The organism is Phenylobacterium montanum (assembly GCF_018135625.1).
Classification (GTDB): Bacteria; Pseudomonadota; Alphaproteobacteria; order Caulobacterales; family Caulobacteraceae; genus Poindextera; species Poindextera montana.
This window is the reverse complement of record NZ_CP073078.1, coordinates 3,855,245-3,874,926: the sequence shown is the minus strand read 5'-3', so window position 1 is coordinate 3,874,926 and position 19,682 is coordinate 3,855,245. Positions and strand designations below refer to the sequence as shown.

Annotated in this window: 18 protein-coding genes; 10 read left to right on the top strand and 8 right to left on the bottom strand. The window is 69.1% G+C overall.

Translation table 11 applies throughout. The features are described 5' to 3' along the window. Positions 1 to 173: 173 nt before the first annotated feature. The 4 genes from KCG34_RS17570 to KCG34_RS17555 all read right to left on the bottom strand — a co-directional run bounded on the left by KCG34_RS17570 (position 174) and on the right by KCG34_RS17555 (position 7,869). A complete protein-coding gene (locus KCG34_RS17570; protein WP_211936921.1) occupies positions 174 to 734 on the bottom strand; it encodes a CC0125/CC1285 family lipoprotein in 561 nt (186 codons plus the stop codon). Between the two features lie 132 nt (positions 735 to 866). Further along, positions 867 to 1,289 (bottom strand): MAPEG family protein, encoded by a 423-nt coding sequence (locus tag KCG34_RS17565; RefSeq protein WP_211936920.1) that lies wholly within the window; start codon positions 1,287 to 1,289, stop codon positions 867 to 869. A 121-nt stretch (positions 1,290 to 1,410) separates the two neighbouring features. Beyond that, a complete protein-coding gene (locus KCG34_RS17560) occupies positions 1,411 to 6,336 on the bottom strand; it encodes an NAD-glutamate dehydrogenase (RefSeq protein ID WP_211936919.1) in 4,926 nt (1,641 codons plus the stop codon). A gap of 441 nt (positions 6,337 to 6,777) precedes the next feature. Further along, positions 6,778 to 7,869, bottom strand: a complete 1,092-nt coding sequence (locus KCG34_RS17555) for an AI-2E family transporter (RefSeq protein ID WP_211936918.1) — start codon at positions 7,867 to 7,869, stop codon at positions 6,778 to 6,780. Positions 7,870 to 7,970: 101 nt separating this feature from the next. On the opposite strand from KCG34_RS17555, the gene KCG34_RS17550 reads away from it, so the two are divergent. Next, entirely contained in the window at positions 7,971 to 8,852 is an 882-nt protein-coding gene (locus KCG34_RS17550; protein WP_211936917.1) for a bifunctional helix-turn-helix transcriptional regulator/GNAT family N-acetyltransferase, read from the top strand. On the opposite strand, the gene KCG34_RS17545 is transcribed toward KCG34_RS17550, so the two are convergent. Both KCG34_RS17545 and KCG34_RS17540 read right to left on the bottom strand, forming a co-directional pair. Then, positions 8,849 to 10,360 carry a hypothetical protein gene (locus KCG34_RS17545; protein ID WP_211936916.1) on the bottom strand — a complete coding sequence of 504 codons (1,512 nt, stop codon included), beginning with the start codon at positions 10,358 to 10,360 and terminating at the stop codon, positions 8,849 to 8,851. The two genes, KCG34_RS17550 and KCG34_RS17545, sit on opposite strands and share 4 nt — an antisense overlap. A 100-nt stretch (positions 10,361 to 10,460) precedes the next feature. Beyond that, positions 10,461 to 11,570, bottom strand: coding sequence for an S-(hydroxymethyl)glutathione dehydrogenase/class III alcohol dehydrogenase (locus KCG34_RS17540; protein ID WP_211936915.1), 1,110 nt, complete (start codon positions 11,568 to 11,570; stop codon positions 10,461 to 10,463). 264 nt (positions 11,571 to 11,834) lie between these two features. On the opposite strand from KCG34_RS17540, the gene KCG34_RS17535 reads away from it, so the two are divergent. From KCG34_RS17535 to KCG34_RS17525, 3 genes are all read left to right on the top strand, one after another. Next, the gene (locus KCG34_RS17535) at positions 11,835 to 12,137 is read left to right on the top strand and encodes a DUF8200 family protein (protein WP_211936914.1); all 303 of its coding nucleotides are present in this window, start codon (positions 11,835 to 11,837) and stop codon (positions 12,135 to 12,137) included. A gap of 116 nt (positions 12,138 to 12,253) precedes the next feature. After that, positions 12,254 to 13,351 (top strand): acyltransferase family protein, encoded by a 1,098-nt coding sequence (locus tag KCG34_RS17530; protein ID WP_249138064.1) that lies wholly within the window; start codon positions 12,254 to 12,256, stop codon positions 13,349 to 13,351. 118 nt (positions 13,352 to 13,469) lie between these two features. Beyond that, complete coding sequence (locus KCG34_RS17525; RefSeq protein WP_249138063.1) at positions 13,470 to 14,102, top strand: CHAP domain-containing protein; 633 nt, start codon at positions 13,470 to 13,472, stop codon at positions 14,100 to 14,102. A gap of 255 nt (positions 14,103 to 14,357) precedes the next feature. Here KCG34_RS17525 and KCG34_RS17520 read toward each other — a convergent pair whose 3' ends face one another. Both KCG34_RS17520 and phyR read right to left on the bottom strand, forming a co-directional pair. Further along, positions 14,358 to 14,531 (bottom strand): DUF1328 domain-containing protein, encoded by a 174-nt coding sequence (locus KCG34_RS17520; RefSeq protein ID WP_211936912.1) that lies wholly within the window; start codon positions 14,529 to 14,531, stop codon positions 14,358 to 14,360. Between the two features lie 85 nt (positions 14,532 to 14,616). Beyond that, the gene (phyR, locus tag KCG34_RS17515) at positions 14,617 to 15,405 is read right to left on the bottom strand and encodes an anti-anti sigma factor/receiver protein PhyR (RefSeq protein WP_211936911.1); all 789 of its coding nucleotides are present in this window, start codon (positions 15,403 to 15,405) and stop codon (positions 14,617 to 14,619) included. Between the two features lie 251 nt (positions 15,406 to 15,656). On the opposite strand from phyR, the gene nepR reads away from it, so the two are divergent. The 6 genes from nepR (at position 15,657) to KCG34_RS17485 (ending at position 19,595) form a co-directional block, all read left to right on the top strand. After that, positions 15,657 to 15,848: an anti-sigma T factor NepR gene (nepR, locus tag KCG34_RS17510; RefSeq protein ID WP_211940872.1), complete on the top strand. Its 192-nt coding sequence runs from the start codon at positions 15,657 to 15,659 to the stop codon at positions 15,846 to 15,848. After that, complete coding sequence (locus KCG34_RS17505; RefSeq protein ID WP_211936910.1) at positions 15,848 to 16,468, top strand: sigma-70 family RNA polymerase sigma factor; 621 nt, start codon at positions 15,848 to 15,850, stop codon at positions 16,466 to 16,468. The genes nepR and KCG34_RS17505 overlap by 1 nt, the downstream gene beginning before the upstream one ends. A gap of 91 nt (positions 16,469 to 16,559) precedes the next feature. After that, positions 16,560 to 18,329, top strand: coding sequence for a sensor histidine kinase (locus KCG34_RS17500; protein WP_249138062.1), 1,770 nt, complete (start codon positions 16,560 to 16,562; stop codon positions 18,327 to 18,329). 30 nt (positions 18,330 to 18,359) lie between these two features. Continuing rightward, positions 18,360 to 18,500 (top strand): entericidin A/B family lipoprotein, encoded by a 141-nt coding sequence (locus KCG34_RS17495; protein ID WP_211936909.1) that lies wholly within the window; start codon positions 18,360 to 18,362, stop codon positions 18,498 to 18,500. 81 nt (positions 18,501 to 18,581) lie between these two features. After that, entirely contained in the window at positions 18,582 to 18,989 is a 408-nt protein-coding gene (locus tag KCG34_RS17490) for a PaaI family thioesterase (RefSeq protein WP_249138061.1), read from the top strand. 3 nt (positions 18,990 to 18,992) lie between these two features. Beyond that, positions 18,993 to 19,595, top strand: coding sequence for an FMN-binding negative transcriptional regulator (locus tag KCG34_RS17485; RefSeq protein ID WP_211936908.1), 603 nt, complete (start codon positions 18,993 to 18,995; stop codon positions 19,593 to 19,595). Positions 19,596 to 19,682: the final 87 nt, after the last annotated feature.

Here is a 19,682-nt window from a genome sequence, read left to right as displayed (position 1 = left end):
CGGCCGTCGCGGCTCTAACGAACGAGTTTCAAAGGAGTTCCGGACACACCCGCGCGCACCGCCGAGCCGTGAAGAGCCTTAATAACTCTTCACCGCCCCTACGGTCGGGTCAAGCCAGTTTCAAGGTCGCAACGGACGCTCCCGCTCCGCATCGGCGAAGCGGGAGCGTCCGGTTACGGGGTCGGGCGCACGATCTTGGGCGAAAGGTTGGTCATCACCGCCCGGGCGTCGAAGGCGCGCTTGTGGTCGGTGGGCTTCGGCCCATGGCCCATAACGATCTCGGCCGAGGCCTCGTACTTCTCGACCGTATGGATGTCGATCTGGTCGGCCCAGAACGGCCCACCCCAGTAGGGATCCCAGCCGCGCCAGCCATAACCGGGCCCCCAATAGCGCCAGTAGGGCCGCCAGCCATAGGGGCCGGGCCCCATGGGGTCGGCATAGGTTTCGGTGTGCTTGTCGGTGTCGCGCTGCACGGTCTCGAACCAGTCATAGCCCTGGTTCACGGTCAGCTCGGCGGCGCGGTAGAGCAGATAGGTCTCCACCGTCTCGCGCGCGGTCATGCCGTTGCCGCGGAAGGTGACTTTCCATCGGTCCGGCTCGATGCGGAATTCGGAATAGCCGCCCGATTGCTGGGATCCGGGCTTGAGCGGCTGGTAGGGCGTGGCGGTCTCGCAACCGGCCAGGCCTGCGCCCAGGCAGGCGATCGCCGCAAAGGCGAGGAGGGCTTTCTTCATCGGCGTGCGTCCTTGTCGTGTCGCATCTTTTATTCCCCAACGCCCCAGCGAGGGTTCTCGCACAGGCCTACTGGAGTTTGATTGTCCCAGATCAGCGGGGCCGCAATATGGCTCCGCTCAGAAACAATCCGGTCATATTCCGTGCGTCGCGAGGCTCCAGGCGACCACGCCGAAGGCGCCCAGCAGCGCGACCATGGTCGCCAGCGCCTGGATGCCGAAACCGGCGCTGCGGCTCGACGGATCCTTGACGTAGCTGGTCATGTAGATGGCCCGACCGACGATCCACACCAGTCCCAGCGCCGCGCCGATCTCGTCGCCCAGCTTGCCGCCAGTTTGGGCGTCGAGCGCCAGGGCGAAGATCCAAAGGGCCGGCAGCATCACCACCAGGCCTTCTTGCGTATTGGCCTGAACGCGGAAATGGCGCTCGAACTCGGGATGGCCGGTGGTGGCCGGGGCGTCGACCTTGAACTTGGCCCGCGCGCCGCCGACGCGAATCGCCATCCAGAAGAACAGCAGCAGCATGGCCAGGGTGACCAGCGCCAGAAGATTGTGCATGTCGGATCGCCTCCCGTTGCCGGCGGTCTTTCTGACGCCGCCGCGCCGGGAGGTTGCACGGCGAAGCTTGTGTTGCGAAGAGGAAAAGTGGCGCGGGCCGCGCGCGGCGGCCCGCTTGGCCCTACTTCACCCCTACCGTCAGCTCGCGCAGGGCGGAACTGGCGATGGTCAGCTTGGCGAAGCTCCAGCCGCCAGGGGCTTCCTCGACATCCTTGAGGATGTCGCGGGCGGCCTGGGCGGCCTGGGCGTTGAGGGACGACCAGGAGGCGACGGTGCTGCGGGCGCGGGCGGCGTCCTCGCCGGCCTGCGATCCGGCGGAGAAGGCCATGATCACCCGGGTCAGGGCGGCCTGCTCGGCCATCAGGTCCTCGCCGAGGCGCCGCACGGCGCGGCGCTCGAAGCTGTCGCGGCCGGGAAGGCTGGCGGCGGCTTGGCGCACCCGCTCGAAACCGAAGCTGGCCCCGGCCTGGTGATAGATGCGGGCCACAGCCACCACCGGCCAGTCGGCCGCACGCGCGAGGTCGGCCAGGTCGCAGATCACCGTCAGGGACCGCAGCATGGCCACCTGGCGGGCCACGTCCTCCGGCGCCCCGTCCTTGACCAGGGCGCGCACGCGCTTGGCCAGGTTGCGCTGCTCGAACGAGGACAGGACGCCCACCAGGTCGTGGCGCAGCTCGTCGGCCCGAGGACGGTAGAAGTCCATCAGGCGCTTGACGGTGACGTCGCTGACCTTGATCGCCGCGTCCTGGCCCACCAGACCCCGGCCGCCGGAGCGCTGGGCCAGGCTAAAGGTCTGGGCGCGCAGCACCGAGGCCAGCTGCTTGAACATCTGATGCTGGGCGGCGGCGGGGGCCTTGCCGTCGAGGGCGGCGACCGCCTCCCAGGCCTCGTCGAAGCGCAGGATCTCCTTGGACGCGGCGTAGCCCACCACCAGGGTGCGGGCGTCGCCCTTGACCGCCTCGCGCAGGCGCGAGGGGAAGGTCGGGCCGCAGATATTGACCATGTCGTTGCCGACCACGGTGGCGATGATTTCGCGCCGCAGCCGGTGGCGCTTCATCTCGTCGGCGAAGGGCCCCAGGGCCTTGGGGAAATAGTTCTGCAGGGTGGCGACGAAATAGGGATCGTCCGGCCCCTGGCTGGCGATGATCTGGTCGACAAGGTCGAGCTTGGCATAGGCCAGGAGCACCGAGAGCTCCGGCCGGCTGAGGCCCTGGCCGGCCTGTGCCAGGTCGGCGACGGTATGGCTGTCGGGCAGGCGCTCCAGCGCCCGGTCCAGCGCGCCCTTGGCCTCGAGCTGGGCCATGTAGGCGTTCTGCGATTCCAGGTCCTCCGCGGCGGTGACCTGCAACAGGCTCAGCGCCAGGGTCTGGTCGTAGTTGTGGCGCAGCACCTTGGTCCCGACCTCGTCGGTCATGGACGCGAGGAGCGCATTGCGGCTGGGCCGGTCCAGCCGCCCCGCCCCTTCGGCCAGGCCGGTCAGGATCTTGATGTTGACCTCGTGGTCGGAGGTGTCGACCCCGGCGGAATTGTCGATGGCGTCGGTGTCGATCCGCCCGCCGGCGCGGGCGAAGACGATGCGGCCCGACTGGGTGACGCCGAGATTGGCCCCCTCGCCGATCACCTTGCAGCGCAGCTGGGTGGCGTCGACGCGGAGGGCGTCGTTGGCCTTGTCGCCCACGTCGAGGTGGCTTTCGAACGGCGCCTTCACATAGGTGCCGACCCCGCCGAGATAGAGCAGCTCGACCCGAGCCTTCAGGATCGCGTTCATCAGCTCGGTCGGGGTGACCGCGTCGGCCTTGAGGTCGAGCAGCGCCTTGATCTCGTCGGTCAGCTCGATCGACTTCAGGCTGCGCGAAAACACCCCGCCGCCCGGGGAGATCAGGCTGGCGTCGTAGCTGGCCCAGGACGAGCGCGGCAGGTCGAACAGGCGCTTGCGCTCGGCGAAGGAGACGGCCGGGTCCGGATTGGGGTCGATGAAGATGTCGCGGTGATCGAAGGCGGCCACCAGGCGGATCTTTTCCGATAGCAGCATGCCGTTGCCGAACACGTCGCCGGACATGTCGCCGACGCCGGCGACGGTGAAGGGCTCCTTCTGGATGTCCTTGCCCATCTCGCGGAAGTGGCGCTTGACCGCCTCCCAGGCCCCGCGAGCGGTGATGCCCATGGCCTTGTGGTCGTAGCCGACCGAGCCGCCCGACGCGAAGGCGTCGCCCAGCCAGAAGCCGTAGTCCTCGGCCACGCCGTTGGCGATGTCGGAGAAGGTCGCTGTGCCCTTGTCGGCGGCCACGACCAGGTAGGGATCGTCGCCGTCCAGAGCCACCACCGCCGGCGGGCGGATCACCTGGCCGTCGGCCGACAAATTGTCGGTCACATCCAGGAGGCCGGAGAGGAACGTCTTGTAGGCGCGCACGGCCTCGGCGCGGACAGCTTCGGCGCTGCCGCCGCGCGGGCTCTGCTTGGGATAGAAGCCGCCCTTGGAGCCGACCGGCACGATCACCGCGTTCTTGACCTGCTGCGCCTTGACCAGGCCTAGCACCTCGGTGCGGAAGTCGTCGCGGCGGTCGGACCATCTGAGGCCGCCGCGGGCCACCGGGCCGAAGCGCAGGTGCACGCCCTCCACATGCGGCGCCCAGACGAAGATCTCGCGATAGGGCTTGGGCTGGGGCAGGTCATCGAGCTGCCGCGAGGCGATCTTGAAGCTGATATAGGGCTTGGGTTCGCCGTCGGGGCCCGTCTGATAGTAGTTGGTCCGGGTCAGGGCGCGGGTCAGGGCCGCGAGGCGCCGCAGCACACGGTCGGCGTCGAGGCTCTCGACCGACTGCAGCGCGGCCTGGATCTCCTCCATAACCTCGCCGGCCATGGTCACCCGGACGTCGGCGCTGGCCTGGATGGCCGGGTCGAACTGGGTGCGGAACAGGTCGAGGATCAGGCGGGTGACGTTCGGGTTGTCGGTCAGGGCCAGGGCCTGCACCGCCTCGGACGGATCGAGGCCCGACTGCTGGCGATAGCGAGCCAGGGCGCGGACCAGGGCCGCCTCGCGCCAGGAGACGCCCAGTTCGAGCACCAGGCGGTTGAAGCCGTCGTTCTCGGTGCGGCCGGTCCACACGGCGACGAAGGCGGCCTCGAAGGCGGCCTTGATGTCGTCGAAGACCAGGCTTTCGCCGCGCTCGTCGTCGAGCTGGAACTCGTGGGTCCAGACCACCCGGGTTTCGCCGTCAGCGCCAGCGCGGCGGATCGGGAAGCCCTCCTCGACCATGGCCTTCAGGCCCATGCGTTCCAGGATCGGCAGCACGTCGGCCAGGGGAGCGGCGCCGCCGGGGCGGTAGAGCTTGAAGCGGAAGCTGAGCACCGAGTCCGTCGCCCGGCGATAGGCGCGCACGCGCACCGGCTCGCCCTCGGCCAGGCTGTCGATCACCTCGATGTCGTTGATCGCCTCCTCGACCGGATAGAGGTCGCGGTAGCCGGCGGGAAAGCCGTTCTGATAGGCCTGGGCGACGGCGGCGGCGCTGTCGCGGGTGCGCGGATCTTCGCGCAGGGCGGCTTCCAGCCGGCTGGCCCAGGACCGCGACGCCTCGGTGATGGCGGCTTCCAGGGCCTCGAGATCGGGGGTCGGATGGCGGCCCGGCTCGACGCTGATGATGTACTGCACCCGGGCCAGGGGCGCGTCGGAGAAGGTCGGATAGGTGGCCTGCAGGACGCCATGGAAGGCCTCGGTGAGCAGGGCGCCGGCCTTGTCGGCCAGTTCCGACTGATAGGCGTCGCGCGGCAGGAACAGCAGCACCGAGACGAAGCGGTCGAAGGGATCGAGCCGGGCGAACAGGCGCACCCGCGGCCGGTCGTTCAGGTGCACGATCTTGAGCGCGGTCTGCAGCAGCTCGTCCTCGCTGGCCTGCAACAGCTCGTCGCGCGGATAGTTCTCCAGCACGTTGCGCAGGCGGCGATCGCTGTGGCTCTTGGGCGCGGCGCCGGCCTGCTTGAGCACATAGGCGATCTTGCGCCGGATCAGCGGGGTCTCGACCGCGGGGGCGTCATAGGCCTCGGAGGTGAACAGGCCGACGAAGCGGATCTCGCCTATGGCGGAGCCGTCGGGGCCATAACGGCGCACGCCCACATAGTCCATGGTGGTGCGGCGGTGCACCCGCGAATGCAGGTTCGAGCGGGCGACGGTGACCGGGGCGTCGTGCTTGAGGTGCTCCTGCAGTTCGCGGCTGAGGATCGCCGGCTCGTTGTCGCGGCGCAGCACCCCTCGGCGCAGGTCCCGCAGCACCCCCAGGCTGTCTTCCGGCTGGTCCAGAGGCTCTTCCGCCGCATAGGAGCCGTCGGGATTGCGCGGGTAGTCGTAGGTTCGCGCGCCCAGAAAGATGAAGTGGTCGGCCTTCAGCCATTCGAGGAAGGCTTCGTATTCCTGCAGGGCGGAGGGCTCGAAATGGGCGGCCTGGGCGTCCAGCTCGGCGATGGCGCTGTCCATGCGGGCGCGCATGGCGGCGTGATCGCCCACCGCGCGGCGCACGTCCAGGAGGGTGATCTCGATCCCGGCCAGCAGTTTGGCCGACACATCCGAAGCCAATGGGTCGAATATCACCTGGATCATCGATTCCAGATGCGTCTCGCCCTGGTCCAGCCGGCGATGATCGGCGTCGCGGGCGACCGGGACCACCGCGTGGAACATGGCCCGCACGTGCAGGCCGTTCTCGGCGATCTCGCCCATCACGCTGTCCACGAGGAAGGGACGGTCGTCCTGCAGGATCTCGAGCCGCACGAGGCCGAGGTCGCGGCCGTCGCTTCCGGTGGCCGGGACGATGCGGATGGCCGGGTCCAGGCTCTCGCGCTGGGCGGCCCAGGCCCAGAAGTCGCCGAAGCCGACCGCCAGGTCGTCGAGGCCGACGCCCGGCAGTTCGTTGGGATCGTAGTCGTCCTCGGCCTGGTCCATGAACGCGGCCTGGGCCGGGTTCAGCGCGCCGCCGCCCAGCGCCGCGCGGAACGCCGCCTCCAGGGGCGGTTCCTCCCGAACGGTCGAATCGGAGGTCGGGGGAAGGGTGAGGGTCATCGAGGCAGCCTTTGTAGCGACCGCGGGGCCCGGGCGGGCGATCCGCGCGTGTCCGGATCAAGCCCGCAGGGGCGCCAAGTCGGAGCGTATTCCTGCGCCGAAGCCGCCGGGCTTCGGTCGCCCTCCCTCTAGCGCGGTTTGCGCCGGGCCGAAATCGAGGCTCGCACGCATTTTTCGCGTTTTCCCACGAAATCGGGCTCGAAAATCCGGATTCGTGGCCAAAAAGTAGCGCTTGTTAGCGAAAAACGGGGCCAAAAACGTGAAACGCCGCCGAATGGTGTCCATTCGGCGGCGCGTGCCTCGCCGGGGGGGACAGCGAGATCACTTCACACGCGGCGCGATTCTGGGGGGCTGCTCGCGCCAGCTAGGACGGGGGGAGGGGGGAACTCGCCCGTCCGAGACTTAAATAGGAAGCCACAATCCGACTCCAAGACCCCGAGATCATGAAGCTTGCGTAATCTTGAGCGGCGCCGGGGTCTTTTCGGCGCCCAGCGGATCCCCGTCGCTGGAGAGCAGGACCGCGATCCAGCGGGTGCCGGGGAACTGGGCCAGTATGACCATGGCCATCACCGTCAGGGGGGTGGACAGGAACATGCCCGCGACGCCCCAGATCGCGCCCCAGAAGGCCAGGGAAAGCAGGATCACAACCGGATCGATGTTCAGGCTGCGGCCCTGCATGCGCGGATAGATGATGTTGCCGACGATGAAATTGATCACCTGCAGGCCCGCCAGCATGGCCAGGGCCCGCCACCAGTGGTCGAACTGCACCAGGGCGAACAGGGGCGGGGCGAGAATCCCCACCGCGCCGCCGATGATTGGGATGAAGCCGACGATGAAGATGACGAAGGCCCAGAAGGTGGCGTTGTCGAGGCCGAGGCCAGCCATCACCCCCCAGGACGCCACCGCGATCAGGCCGCAGGCCACGGTCTGGATCCACAGATAGTTCTCGATGCTGGTGCGGATGCGCTGGAACACCTCGGCGGCATGCTGGCGCGAGGCCTCGGTGGGGAACAGGCCCCGGGTCTTCCGCTGGAAGCCGTGCCGCGAGGCGAGGACGAAGCCCAGATAGATGACGACCCCCAGGGCGTTGGTGGCGAAGCCCTGCAGGGTCTCGGCGATCTTGCCGAGATAGGCGTCGGGATTGAGCCGGTTGATCAGCTCGTTCAGGGTCGGCGGGGCCTTGAGGCCCATGGCCTGGGCCAGGCCGTTGATCACCGCGTTCAGCTTGGGGCCATAGAGGGCGATCTGCCCGGCGAACAGGCTGGCGTTGTTGATCACCAGGAACACGGTCGAGGCCAGGGCGGCCAGGGAGACCGCGACGGCGATGGGCAGGGCGGCCTGATCCGGCAGGAACGGGACCCGTTCGCGCAGGGCCCTGGCCATGGCGTCGATCATCACCGTCAGGAACAGGGCCAGGGCCAGGGGGGTGAGGATGCCGTTCAGCCAATAGAAGGCCGCCCCTGCCACCACCACGGCTATGACCACCAGGGCTATGCGGGCCGTATCGGCGGGTGTCGAGGCCTCGCGCGGCATGGGGGCTCCTGAAGGCTGTCCGGGGCAGGGTGTAACCCAAGCGATGGGCTCCTGTCGCGGTTCCGGGTTGCCGACGAAAATTATCTGACTAAAGTCAGGTAATGGACGCGCAACAGATCGCCCTGGTCCGCCGCTTCAACCGCCTGATCACCCAGAGGGTCGGAGCGCTGGACGACAGCTACTTGCAGCGCGGGCGGCCGCTCGGCGAGGCGCGAATGATCTACGAGATCGGCCCGGCGGGACGCGAGGTCGGCGAGCTGCGCCGCGTGTTGGGCCTGGACTCGGGCTATGCGAGCCGCCTGCTGCGCTCGCTGGAGGCGCAGGGCCTGGCGCAGGTGATGGCCTCGGCAACGGACCGGCGCCGGCGCGAGGCGCGGCTGACCGCCAAGGGGCTGGCCGAGCATGCCGCCTATGACCGCCGCTCGGACGCCTTGGCCGAGTCGATCCTGGCGCCGCTGGATGTGGGCCGGCGCGAGCGATTGACCTCGGCCATGGCCGAGGTCGAGCGGCTGCTGCGCGCCGCCAGCATCGAGGTGCGGCTGGAGCCCGTGGCCAGCGCCGATGCGCGCTGGTGCCTGGAAAGCTATTTCCGCGAACTGGCCGCCCGGTTCGAACACGGCTTCGATCCCGGCGAGGGCGATGCGGCCACGGGGGCGGAGATGAGCCCGCCGCACGGCTTCTTCGTCATCGCCCGCCTGGACGGCCGCCCCGTGGGCTGCGGCGGACTGAAGGTGATGGGGCCCGGGCTCGGCGAGATCAAGCGGGTGTGGACGGCGGAAGAGGCGCGGCGAATGGGGGTGGCGGCGCGGATCATGGCGGCCCTGGAAGACGAGGCGCGGCGCTGGGGGCTGGCGACCGTTCGCCTGGACACCAACCGCGCCCTGGCCGAGGCCCAGGCGCTGTACCCCAGGCTCGGCTATCGCAAGGTCGCCCGGTTCAACGACAACCCCTATGCCGACCACTGGTTCGAGAAGGCGCTCTAGGCTTCCGAGCCGGCGAGGCCGAGGGCGGCTTCGCGCTCGGCCCGGGACTGCAGGCGCAGCATCAGCCAGGCGGCCAGGGCCAGGGGCGCGCACCAGATCACCCGCGCTTCGTAGCGGCCGTTGACCGAGGACAGGACCCCGCAGACCCCGGCGTTGGCGAGGACGCCCACAACGATGAGGGCGAGGAAATCGAGGGCCCGGCGTTCCCGGCCCGAGCCGGAGGGGCGGCGTAGCATCAGCGCCGCCGCGGCCAGGACCAGGGCGCCCATCACGGCTGTCTGCAGCCCCCACAGCGCCTCGACCGGCCAGGCCTCAGCGAAGGCGCGGCTGTGGGCCATGGCGCGGACCGTTTCGGCCGGCAGGCTCTGAATGAAGGTCTGGCGCAGGCTGGGTTTGTAGTCGAAGTCAGAGATGTCGCTGTCGCCGACCTGCCGGATGGCGTTGGCCAGGGAGGCGCGGGCCTGGTCCATGGGGTAGGCGCGCACGGCGGCGAGGGCGAAGCGGGCCTGCTCCTCGCCCAGGGCCCGGCGGTCTGCCGGCGAGGCGGTCTGGAACACCCCGTCCCGGTCGGTCTGGCCCCAGAGGAAATGATCGACGTCGAGCGGCAGGCGGCCCGCATAGCGGCAGACCACGAAGGCCTGGCCGCCGCAGCCGGCCTGGGCGAAGCGGGTTCCCGGCCCGTCGGCCACCACCCGCGCGGTCAGGAACGGCGGCGTCACCGGCGGCGCGCCGACCGTGTGCTCGACCATCGCCGTGAAGGCCGCACCGCCGGCGAAAGCTGCGGCGACGGCTGCGGACCCGACCGCCAGCCCCAGGACCGGCGCGGACCGGCGGCGGTCGAGCAGCCACAGCCCCCCTGCCCCCGCCATCAGGACGAGCAGCACCGGCGCCACCGAGGTGTGGGCCAGGGCGGCGAACACGGTCATGGCGGACAGGGCGGCGATATCGAGCAGCCTCAGGCGGCCACGCAGGGCGAACAGGGCGGCCAGCGCGGCTATGGCCACCCCGGCCCAGACGTCGGGCATGAGGAAGGAGGCGAAGAAGGCGGCGGGGCTGGCCAGGATCAGCACCGCCATCACCCCGGCATAGGCGCGAAGGCTCACAAGGCCCAGGCCCCGAAGCACGATCTCGACCAGCCAGGCCACGGCCAGGGCCTGGACGAGCACGGTCAGCCAGAAGCCGCCGGTCCGGGCGCCGAGGTCGGCCAGGACGCCATAATAGATGGAACGCCCGCCCAGGACTTCCTTGTCGTCATAGGCATGGCCGCCTGGCGCCGCCGCGCCCCCCGCCTGATGCGCCTTGACCGCCGCGCCCGGATCCAGCGTGGCCCAGGGCGAGGCGAAGCGAGGCCCCAAGAGCTTCATCGCCGCCACGTCCGGCCCGCGCACATAGCCCAGGGTGTCGGGATGGAAGAAGGGCTGGCCGTTGATCGCCGCGGGCCAGATGAGCGCCAAGGCGGCGAGGAGGACCGCGGTCGCCCGCAAGAAAGGGTGCGCTTTGGCGGGCATGACGGGCCTTCTGGCGAATTCGCGCGTGACTATGCCCGGCCACCGTGATTTTCCGGTTACCGCGGGCGGATCGGCCGCGCGCGTCTTTCGCAGAGACCCTTTAGAACACCACGACGCTTCTGATGCTCTCGCCGGCGTGCATCAGGTCGAAGGCCTCGTTGATGCGCTCCAGCGGCAGGGTGTGGGTGATCATCGGGTCGATGGCGATCTTGCCGTCCATGTACCAGTCGACGATCTTCGGCACGTCGGTGCGGCCGCGGGCGCCGCCGAAGGCCGAACCCTTCCACACCCGGCCGGTGACCAGCTGGAACGGCCGCGTGGCGATCTCCTTGCCGGCCTCGGCCACGCCGATGATGATGCTCTCGCCCCAGCCGCGATGGCAGGCTTCCAGCGCCGTGCGCATCACATTGACGTTGCCGGTGCAGTCGAAGGTGTAGTCGGCGCCGCCGTCGGTGATCCCGACCAGATGCGCGACCAGATCCCCTTCGACCTTGGTCGGGTTGACGAAGTGGGTCATGCCGAACTTCCTGCCCCACTCTTCCTTGCCGTCATTGATGTCGACGCCGACGATCTTGTCCGCGCCGACCATCTTCAGGCCCTGGATCACGTTGAGGCCGATGCCGCCAAGGCCGAACACGATAGCGTTGGCGCCCGGCTCGACCTTGGCGGTGTTGACCACTGCGCCCACGCCCGTGGTGACGCCGCAGCCGATGTAGCAGGCCTTGTCGAAGGGGGCGTCGGTGCGGATCTTGGCCAGGGCGATCTCGGGCAGGACCGTATGGTTGGCGAAGGTCGAGCAGCCCATGTAGTGGTGGATGGTCTGGCCCTTGTAGCTGAACCGGCTCGACCCGTCCGGCATCAGGCCCTTGCCCTGGGTGGCGCGGATCGATGTGCAGAGGTTGGTCTTGCGCGACAGGCAGCTTTTGCACTGGCGGCACTCGGGCGTGTAGAGCGGGATCACGTGGTCGCCGGGCTTGACGCTGGTCACGCCGGCGCCGACCTCAAGCACCACGCCCGCGCCCTCATGGCCCAGGATCGAGGGGAACAGGCCTTCCGAGTCCAGCCCGTCCAGGGTGTAGGCGTCTGTGTGGCAGATGCCGGTGGCCTTGATCTCGACCAGCACTTCTCCGGCGCGCGGGCCCTCCAGGTCGACCTCGACGATCTCGAGCGGTTTCTTGGCTTCGAACGCCACGGCGGCTCTGGTCTTCATGGACATATCCTCTTTCGGCGGTCGGCTCCGCCCCTATTATTCGACCGTTCAATAGCGGCCCTGCCCCCCGTCCGTCGATGTCCAAGACGACATGCCGCATGCAAATTTGCGCATGGCGACGCCGAAAGCGCTTGCATAGCGCCGCCGGAGGCTTATCTGAGCGGCGTTTAGTTCTAGTCGCCGGTCATGGGGATAAGGCTGGCGAACGGCGAAAACCGTTAATCATTTTCGCGCAAATCTCCCCGAAACCTTGAGGAGACACCTATGATCGTTCGCACCCTGGCGCTGGTCGCCGCCTTCTCGGCCCTGGCCGGTTCCGCCCTGGCCGACGGCCGCGCCGAGGCGACCCTGCAAAAGCCGGTGGCTTCGCCGGTCAAGGCCATCATCGGCGACGCCAGCTGGTCGTGCCTGGGCACGGTCTGCGCCGCCTTCCCCGCCACCGAAGCGGTGCAGTCGATCAGCGTGTGCAAGCAGCTGGTCAAGGCTGCCGGCCCGGTGGCCAGCTACAGCTTCGACGGCAAGGCCTTCCCGCCGGACCTGCTGGCCCGCTGCAACGGCACGAAGTAATCCGCCGCGGGCCGTCGGCGACGGCCCCGGAAACCAGGCTGCAGGGCGCGGGACTGGCGCGCGCCCTGCACAGCTTTCGCCGAACGGGGCCCGTACGCCCCAATTCGGGATCGCCAGTGTCCAACCCACGCGACATCGAAAAGCTGGATAGCCTGACCGCGCTGCGGTTCTTCCCGGCGCTGTGGGTGGTGCTGTTCGACTATTGGCGCAATCTCGGCACGCCGGTCCCGACCCTGGTGGCCAAGGGCTATCTGGGCGTCGAGGTGTTCTTCACCCTCTCCGGCTTCATCCTCTGCCACGTCTATCTGGCCGAGGTGCGCGACGGCCGCTTCGACTATGGCGCATTCCTCAAGGCCCGGCTGGCGCGCATCTATCCCCTGCATCTGGCGAGCCTCGCCGCCATCGGGGCCATGGCGCTGGCGGCGACCGCCGCCGGCCTCGCCATCGACCCCAACATCCTGTCCTGGCCCTCGCTGCCGGCCAACCTGCTCCTGACGCAGGCCTGGGGCATGGCCACGGCGGCCGGATGGAACCATCCGTCCTGGTCGATCTCGGCCGAGTGGTTCGCCTACCTGGCCTTTCCCCTGTTCGCCGCGGCGGCCCTGCGCCTGAGGCGCCGGCCTCAGGCCGCGGTCCTGGGCGCGGCGGCCCTGCTGGTCGTCCTCTACCTGGGCTTCCAGGCCCTGACCGGCGAATCCCTGACCCAGGCGACCATCCGCTGGGGCGCCCTGCGAATCGTCCCCTGCTTCGCGCTCGGCTGCGCCCTCTACCTTGGCCATGCGCAAAGGCTCGTCCGCGACCGCGCCGTGAGCCGGGCCGGCGCCTTTTTTCTGGGCGTCCTGGGCCTGATTTTCGCCCAGATGAACGCCCCCGACGCTGCGATCGTCCTGGCCTTCGGCGGGCTGATCGCCTGCCTCGCGGGCGGATATCCACAAGATAATCGCGGCCCGGTCGGGCGGGTGTTCAACTATCTCGGAGAGATCAGCTTCGCGATCTACATGCTTTGCGTCCCCTGGAACCTCGCCTTCGTCGGCGTTGCATCTCGCCTTTTCCACTTTGACAAGAACGCCTTGCCGCTCACGGCCTGGCTGTTCCTGATCGCGGGTCTGATCCCGGCCGCGGCTGCGGCCCATCACCTGATCGAGCGGCCGGCCCGCGGCTGGGTTCGCCGGCTGGGCGCGCGCCGCGGAGACCTTGCGGCAGGCGTGGCGTAGAAAGCACGCCGCGGAATTTTTTACTTCCAATTCATGTTCGTCGTGTTTATCCAAACGCCTCAGTAACGGGGGGCGGGGGTTCCGCATGCGGTCACAGGTGTTGAAAGCCCTTGGCGCTATGGCTGTGTCCGCAGCTGTCCTGTTCGCCTCGGCTGGATCCGCCAACGCCGCCGACGACTACCTGCAATGCGCCCCCTTCGCCCGGATGATCTCGGGCATCCAGATCTTCGGCGACGCCTGGACCTGGTGGCAGAAGGCCGCCGGCCGCTACGCCCAGGGCTTTACGCCCAAGTCCGGCGCCGTGCTGGTGTTCAAACCCACCGGCATCATGAACAAGGGCCACGTGGCCGTGGTCAGCCGCGTGCTGACCGACCGGGTGATCCAGGTCACCCACGCCAACTGGTCGATCATCGACGGCAGCCGCGGCCAGGTGGAGAAGGACGTCACCGTGGTCGACGTCTCGCGCCAGGGCGACTGGAGCCAGGTCAAGGTCTGGTTCGACCCCGCCCGCGACCTCGGCAGCACCGTCTATCCGACCTACGGCTTCATCTACCAGTCCAGCGAGCAGGCCGCCCGCACCGCCGCCCAGAACGCGGTCCGCGTGGTCGCCCAGAGCGCCCTCAGCCAACTGGCCTCGGTCGTGCCGACCCCCGGCGCAAGCGCCCAGCAGCAGATGAACCAAGCCTCCAGCCCGACCGATCGCATCGCCGCCCTGATCCAGGCCGCGACCGGCGGGTCGGACGAGCACTAACAGCCCCTCCCGAAATCAAGCTTTTCGGCCCCGCGTCCGTTTCGAGCGGGTTCGCAAACGCGCAACTCGCCCTCGGCGCGGGAACGCCGGGGCGATTGCGGGTCGGTACTGGAAGAAAGTAGGTTGCGGAGGCGGCCAGCTGGCGGCGCCAGCTGCAAGTCGGGGGGGGCGTCGCCGCCTCCGCAAACCGAAAACGGCGGGGCCAAAACTTGGTTCCCCGCCGATTAGAAAAAATTTGGCTTTTTCGCGTCGGCGTCAAACTACGGACTGGCCGCGTATGGCGCGCATGACGAAGCTGACCACCAGCAGCACCAGGAAGATCAGGAACAGGATCTTGGCGATCGAGGCCGCCAGACCCGCCAGGGTGAAAAAGCCGAGAAAGCCGGCGATCAGCGCCAGCACGATGAAGGCTAAGGCCCAACCAAGCATGAGCGGCTCCTCTTAAGGCCAGCCCCTCAGCGCAGCCTTAAAAGGGCAACGACATGCGGTCGGGATCGTTCCGTCCGGCCCGGCTTCAGGCCGCCTTGCGGCCGGCGCCCGGGTGGAAGAACAGGGCCTGGCCGATCGCCGCCTTCACCGTCTCCGGCTGGAACGGCTTGGTGATCAGGAATGTCGGTTCGGGCCGCTCGCCAGTCAAAAGCCGCTCGGGGAAGGCGGTGATGAAGATCACCGGCACGTCGAGCTGGCCGAGGATATCCTTGACCGCATCGATGCCGGAGGAGCCATCGGCCAGCTGGATGTCGGCCAGGACCAGGCCAGGAGCCTGGCGGCGCACGGCCTCCACCGCCTCGGTGCGGGTGGCGGCGATGTCCAGCACATCGTGGCCCAGCTCACGGACCAGGCCCTCGATGTCGGCGGCGATCACCGGCTCGTCCTCGATGATCAGCACCGAAGTGGCGAGCTCCGCGTCGATCTCGCGCTGGGCCTCGGAGATCAGGCCGTCGACCCCGGCGAAGTCGACGCCCAGGATCTGGCCGGCTTCGCCCGGGGTGAAGCCTTCCAGGGCGGTCAGCAGGAAGGCCTGCCGCGAGCGCGGCGGGATGCGCATCAGCCGGCGGGCCGGGGCGCCCTCTGCCGCCGGGGCCGCGCCCGGATCGGCGCCCTCGGCGCTCCAGACCTCGTGAAAGGCGCGGTAGAGGCCGACCCGCGGGGTCAGGCCGTGATCCAGAGACACACGCCCGGCGGCGAGGGCCTCGAGCGCCTGCCGCACGAACGCGTCGCCCCTGACCTGATCGCCGGTCAGGGCGCGGGCATAGCGCCGAACATAAGGCAGATGCGGGGCCAGGCGGACCAGGAGGCTCATGTCCCTCTCCAATGCTTCCGGGCGGGCGCCCGTAGCGGCGATCGGGCGGCACGCAGGCGCCCAGCCGTGTTTCGACCCTACGCCCATATGGGAATACGAGCAGCCTGAAAACGGGCGGCCAAGCTTTGAGTTCCAATTCGTGCAGGGCCCGGAACACGCATAGCCTTGACGCGTTGATCAACTCAGCGATGCTTGCGTCGCCGACATCACCTCAAAGGGGGCGTACGTTGGGTCAACGCGACGCCAAGGATATGATCGAGCATTCGCCCGCCACACCGCCCAAACGCGCGCCTACGCCGTCCCTGGACGAGGCGCGACTGCGGCAGCAGGCCATCGGGGTCAAGCTGCGCCAGATGTTCGACGAGGTGGTCAACGAGCCGGTGCCCGAGGAATTCCTCGAAATCCTACGCCAGGCCGATGCGCACGATACGGATGGCGAGTAATGGATGATCGCGCCGCCCGGGTCGCCAAGCCCAACTCCGCCTCGACCGACGCCCAGAGCGAAGCCACATTCAAGCGCGAGCTGGTGGCGCTGATCCCGCATTTGCGCGCCTTCGCCCGCACCCTGGCCGGGGATGCGGCCAGCGCCGACGACCTGGCCCAGGAAGCGATGATGAAGGCCTGGCTGGCGCGCGACAGCTACCAGATGGGCACCAACATGAAGGCCTGGACCTTCATGATCCTGCGCAACCAGTTCTATTCCGAAAAGCGCCGCTCCTGGCGCCAGACCCAGCTCGACCAGGACGCCGCCGAGCGGACCCTGGTGGCGGTGGACGATCCGCAGGCGCCAGTGGCGCTGGACGAGCTGCGCATGGGCCTGAAGATGCTGCCGGCCGAGCAGCGCGAGGCGCTGATCCTGGTCGGCGCCGGCGGCTTCGCCTACGAGGAGGCGGCTGAGATCTGCGGCTGCGCCGTGGGCACGGTCAAGAGCCGGGTCAGCCGCGCGCGCAAGGCGCTGCAGGCGATCCTGGAATCCGGCGATTACGAGCGTGACGGCCGGGCGGCCGGCGACGCGATGAGTTCGATCCTGGCGGACGCACAGCGGCTGAGCTCGTCGCCATAACCGCGCCGATCATGAGGGGGCGGTTGTCGCCGGAACGCGATCGCCCCAGGATGCCGGCTTCACGCACGACTGGTCACTGAGTCACCGCGCCATGGCGCCGACACCCCTTTTCGACTTCGGCGCGGCCCGGATGCCGGGAACGCTGGCGACCATCCGGGTGCGCCTGGGCGCGGCCATGGCGGTGGCCCTGGCGCCGGTGCTGCTCCTGGGCGCGGCCGAGACCACCGTCGCCTACCAGAAGGACGCCCAGGAGCAACGGGCCAGCCTGGGTCTGGCCGCCGAGCGCAGCGCCGCCACCGCCCGGGCGCGCATGGAAAGCGCCAGCGTGCTCTTGGAGACCCTGGCGCCGGAATCGGTGGGGCTGGAATGCGCCCAGCGCCTGAGCGAAGTCACCGGCCGCCTGGCGGGCTATGACAACCTGATCCGTTTCGATCGCTTCGGCCGGGTGGCCTGCGCCGCCCGATCGGTGCCGGCCGACGCCCTGAGGCGCGACCGGGCCTGGTTCATCCGTCTGAGCCAGGGGATGCAGAGCACCATCATCCGCTCGCCCGAGGGCCTGGGCGGGGCGCCGGCCCTGCTGGCCGCCGAACGCGCGGACGATCGGAACGGGGCCTTCGACGGCGCCCTGGTGGCCCTGATCAACCTGGACAGCCTCAGGCCTAACCTGGCCGATCGCGCCCTGCCCCGCGGCACAGAGGTGGCGATCATCGACGAGCAGGGCCGCTACATCTCGCGCACCCGGCCCGGCGCCTTCGGCGCCGCGGGGACCGAGGTGGTCAGCGCCGCGCGGAACGGACCAGGGCCGTATATCTATTTCGGCAAGGACCAGGACGGCGAGAGCCGGGTCTTTTCCGCCGCGCCCCTGACCGGCGAGGTCTCGGTGATCCTGTCGGCGCCGGCCGAGAGCCTGTTTTCCTGGGCGGGCTTGAACCCACTCTCCAGCTTCATGTTCCCGCTGCTGGCCTTCACCCTGGCCCTGACGGCGGTGTGGGTGGTGACCGAGCGGGTGGTCGTGCGCTGGCTGGCGTATCTGAACCGGATCGCGGCCATCTACGCCAAGGGGCGCCTGTCGGTGCGGCCCAGCCAGGCCAGCCACGCCCCGCCGGAGATTCGCGAACTGGCCGTGACCATGGCCGACATGGCCGAGGCGATCGCCGCCCGCGACCAGTCGCTGCGCGATTCCCTGACCGAGAAGGACGCCCTGCTGCGCGAGATCCATCACCGGGTGAAGAACAATCTGCAGGTGATCTCCTCGCTGCTGAACCTGCAGGAGCGGTCCCTAGCCGATCCGGCGGCGCGCGCAGCCATGGCCGAGACCCGCCAGCGGGTCGGCGCCCTGGCCCTGATCTACCGCGCGCTGTACCAGGGCTCTGACATGCGCCGGGTGGACCTGCGCCAGTTCCTCAGCGACCTGATCGGCCAGATGGTGATCGAACAGCAGGCCAAGGGGATGGCGGTGCGCACCGAGCTGACCGCGGACGAACTGACCATCGACCCGGACAAGCTGGCGCCCCTGGCCCTGTTCGCCGTCGAGGCGATCAGCAACGCCCAGAAACACGCCCTGGCGGCGCACGGGGGCCTGCTGAGCGTGCGCTTCGAGGTCGACGGGGCCGAAGCCACCCTGTCGATCAGCGACGAAGGCGGGGACGCCGAGCCCTCGCTGGGCGGCGGGATCGGGGTCGGCCGGGCCCTGATGAGCGCCTTCGCCCGGCAATTGCGGGGCCGCATGGAACTGGCCCCCAACGGCCGCGGCGGGGCGACGGCGCGGCTGATCTTCCCGACGCCCGGCCTGGAAAAGGCGCCCCCGCGCCGGACGCGGCAAGCGGGCGAGGGGAACCAGCCCACGGCTCAGGCGTCTTGATTAGCAGGGAGCCAAGTCAAGGAGACCGCCATGCGTAAGATGTTGCTTTGGACTCTGCTCGCGGCCAGCCTCTCGGTGGCCGCCTGCAACACCGTCAAGGGCGCGGGCCAAGACGTCAGCGCCGCCGGCCACGCCGTCAGCGACACCGCTTCGGACGCCCAGCACCACTAAGCGTTTTTGAGTCTTTGTAACCGTCTTCTCCGCGGCGTCTCGCTTCCCTAAGTTCTGAGCGAGCCGCCGCGGAGATCTGGTTTGACGACGCCCCCTTCCCTCGCCGAGCAACTGAACGCCCAGCCCCTGCCCCTGGCCAAGCTGCTTGGGATCGAGTTGGTCGAAGCCTCCAAGACCAAGGTCATCGCGCGTCTCGTGGTGCGGGACGAGATCTGCACCGCCGGCGGCATACTGCACGGCGGCGCGTTCATGACCCTGGCCGACACCGCCGGCGCAGTCGGCGCGCACCTGAACCTGCCGGAGGGCGCGCGCACCACCACCATCGAAAGCAAGACCAATTTCCTGGGCTCGGCCACTGTAGGGACGCTCGTCACCGCCGAGGCCACGCCCGTGCATGTCGGCCGCCGCTCCTCGGTCTGGCAGACCCGCATCACCGCGCCGGACGGCAAGCTGCTGGCCCTGGTGGTCCAGACCCAGATGGTGATCTGAGCCATGCACCCCGCCAAGCCGTTCCTGGAAACCGATCCCGAGCGCCTGGAGGCCTTGGCCGCCGAACGGGGCCTGGCCCTGATTGTCGGCGTCAAGGACGGCCGCCCGCTCTGCGCCCACGCGCCGGTGCTGCTGTCGGATGGGCGGCTGCGCTTTCACCTCTCGGCCGCCAACCCCCTGGCCAGGGCGCTCGAGGACGGCGCCGTGGCCCTGGCGGTGGTGACCGGCGCGGAGGCATACGTCAGCCCCGACTGGTACGGCCTGGAGGACCAGGTGCCGACCTGGAACTATCTCTCGGCCGAGATCGAGGGGCCGGTGCGGCGGCTGGACGCCGAGGACGCCGCCGCGTTGCTGGACGACCTGTCCGCCGTCTTCGAGGCCCGACTGGCCCCCAAGCCGCCCTGGACCCGCGGCAAGATGACGCCCGGGCGGTTCGAGGCGATGCTGAACGGGATCGTCGCCTTCGAGATGCAGGTCGAACGCCTGGAGGGGGTCCGCAAGCTGGGCCAGAACAAGCCGGCCGAGGCCCGGCTTGGGGTCGCGTCGGCTCTGGAGGCGCTGGGCGTGGCCGAAATGGCCGGGCTGGTGCGCCAGACCCTAGACTGAACAAGGCGGCCGGACGCGTTTCCGTTACGGCTTTTTAATCGTGACGCCAGCGTCATTTTTCTTGACGCACACGCTTCGCCTTTGCAC